This window comes from Bacteroidota bacterium (genome assembly GCA_030706565.1).
In the GTDB taxonomy this organism is placed as follows: Bacteria; Bacteroidota; Bacteroidia; order Bacteroidales; family JAUZOH01; genus JAUZOH01.
This window is the reverse complement of sequence record JAUZOH010000463.1, coordinates 1-2,788: the sequence shown is the minus strand read 5'-3', so window position 1 is coordinate 2,788 and position 2,788 is coordinate 1. Positions and strand designations below refer to the sequence as shown.

Below are 2,788 nucleotides of genomic sequence, written 5' to 3'. Positions count from 1 at the left end.
TGCCGGGTCATAGAAATGTTTAGGCGTATTCATGCACAAAACAGTTACCGTATGACCTGCCAGGGCATAACCTTTTACAAGGGTCAGAGTGGCAATTGCCCCACCATCCTTAGGCGGGTATGGAAATTTTGTACTAACCAGTAATATTTTCATCCGGCCGGTTTATAATCTAACTGCCTGCTATAATTTATTTTCCAAACAGATACGTTCTAAAAAATTTATTTACTTTTTTAGGATAAAGATATTTTTTGAAAAATTCTGTATAAGTTTCTGTATTAAGCAGCACGGAATCTGTAGTGGCTTTGTAAGTCAAAAAAGCTCCAATGGGCAGAAGGATCATGGACGATATCCACATCCCGTTGAATACGGTAACGACATCCTCCCTGGCAAATTTTTCACCGCTCATTGAAATGACATAATAAATTACAAAGAACAAAACCGATATGACCAAAGGCATTCCTATTCCTCCTTTTCGAATGATCGCGCCCAGTGGTGCACCAATAAAGAAAAAGATGAAACAGGCCAGTGAAAGGGTGAATTTCCTGTGCCATTCGATTTCATATCTACGCAGACGCTTTATGATGTCTTCAGTCATTAGCTTGGATTCATCAATATTATATTTTGCATTGCGGGCAGACGACAATGCCTGGGCAGCCACACGTTGTTTGTCCTGGGCCGACAAACCGGCATAAAGCTTATAAAAATCAGGATGTTTAACCGCTTTTTTCACGGGAGCCTGGGCCGGGGAGGTAACACTTGCCTGCGGGGGACGGTAATAATTGCTGGTTTGGAAAATATTGGATTGGATGGTATTTCCTGCTGAAAAAGCCATGCTTTGATTTATGATTTTTGAAATGGAATCCGTAGTGTGATCAAGTTGTTTCAGGTTCATCATCTGATAACCACTTTTAAAAAGGCTTTCATCTGTCCTTACAAGCCCGAAGCCTGGCAATTCCAGCATAATCACTTCCTTGGAAAACTTATCCCTGCGGAAGGGGTGGTTGTAGCTTTTGAACCTCCCGTAATTCCCTTCTACAGATTCATCATAATTATAACCTTTGAATAAAGTGACCACCAGATAACGTTTGTCTGAGGTGACTTTCATAAAGCCCGAATCGGCAGTTGTAACAGTTGTATTGCCCAATCCTTTTGTATGGTCATATATTTTAAGCTGACGCAACATGCTCGTTTTATAATCCTTATTGCTTACCCGTATGCTATAGCCTTCAATTCCGTTATAGAACACGCCGGGTTTGATCTGCAGCTCGGGACGCTGCTTTTGCACATCATATATGAGCGAGCGCATCTTCAGATTAGTATAAGGCATCACATAGTTTGAAAACAGAAAAGCTGCAATGCCCAGGATAAATGTCAGGATAATCAGCGGGCGCATGAATCTTTGCAAGGAAATGCCGGCTGCCTTGATGGCTGTAAGTTCTGAATTTTCTCCCATGTTGCCGAAAGTCATAATCGAAGAAAGGAGAATAGCCAAGGGTAAAGCCATCGGAACCAGGCTGGTTGAAACATACATGAGTAGTTGGCTGATCACCTGGATACTCAATCCTTTTCCTACTAAATCGTCAATATATTTCCACAGGAATTGCATCAAAAGGATAAAGATGACCAGGAAAAAAGTCAATAAAAATGGACCAATGTATGTTCTAATCAAAAAAATATTCAGTCGTTTCACAATGATGATTTTAAAAATTGGATTACAAAACAGATTGCAAAATTAGAATAATAATTATAAACCTAATACTTGTTTAAGTTGTGAAACTTGTTCGTTCCAAAGTTCGATGAGGTCATTTTTTTCATCATCCTCTGCGAAGTCGGTAATAACTATGGAGATATCATTGGTGATTTCGTCGGTATTAATTTTAAATTCAAAATAAGTTTTTTTATCCGTATCGTCCAACCAATGAAAACGGATGTAATGCAAGTCCTTGAAGAGGATCATCTCTGCCTTGTGTTTTGTTCCTTCCCACACGAATGTGAAAATTTTGCCGTCCTGGTTCACATCTTCAGCGAACCATTCGGATAATCCTCCCGGGGTACTTAAGTGGTTAAATAATATTTTGGGTGAAGAATTAAGGGAATATTCCAGTTCGATTTTCTTTTTCATCAGTAAAAAATTTAAAAATTACAGTCAAAGGGAACGAGCATGTTGATTTTTTGTCTTCAATGTGTTCGACGAACATGTTTGTTTCGTGACTATCAGTCTGTTAATTTTAATGTGCTTTGTGCAATATAGAAAAACTATTTTGTAAAAAAAAATCGTATGGGTTTTTGAAAAAAAACAGGAGTGAAATTGAAAATTAAAAATTAATAGTATATTTGCAGCCTCAAACGCGAGATATTGGGACAAGGCGTTGTTCGTTTTCTTTATCTGCGGCAAAATGGCGAGGTAGCTCAGATGGTTAGAGCGCATGATTCATAATCATGAGGTCTTGGGTTCAATTCCCAATCTCGCTACAACTTCAAAAAGCCTGTGAGTTAATGCTTGCGGGCTTTTTTTGTGCGTTTTTTATCCTTCCTTTTACTTGATTCTGAAAATTTTTGTTAAAAAATTTGATTTGTAATCCTTTAAAGATAAAGGAGTTAACTCGTGTAGCTTCCCTAAAATTCGATCATTTCAAATAAAGTGGTTTTCAATCCCATATTAGTTCAATAGTTTGTCCAAAACCTTATAATTTGGATCAAGTTACTTTCCCGGTGACTTTGGCTTATTCAGTAAGCATGCGAACACGTTGCCTGAGTCAAAAATATCATTAAAATAGCAATGTCCCTT

Annotated in this window: 2 protein-coding genes and 1 tRNA gene; 1 reads left to right on the top strand and 2 read right to left on the bottom strand. The window is 38.2% G+C overall.

The genetic code is table 11. The features are described from left to right. Positions 1-187: 187 nt before the first annotated feature. A complete protein-coding gene (locus tag Q8907_15575; protein MDP4275690.1) occupies positions 188-1,690 on the bottom strand; it encodes an LptF/LptG family permease in 1,503 nt (500 codons plus the stop codon). A 54-nt stretch (positions 1,691-1,744) separates the two neighbouring features. Then, positions 1,745-2,122, bottom strand: a complete 378-nt coding sequence (locus Q8907_15570; protein ID MDP4275689.1) for an START-like domain-containing protein — start codon at positions 2,120-2,122, stop codon at positions 1,745-1,747. Between the two features lie 276 nt (positions 2,123-2,398). Here Q8907_15570 and Q8907_15565 point away from each other — a divergent pair. Further along, positions 2,399-2,472: transfer RNA gene (locus Q8907_15565), tRNA-Met, on the top strand. The last annotated feature ends 316 nt before the right edge of the window (positions 2,473-2,788 follow it).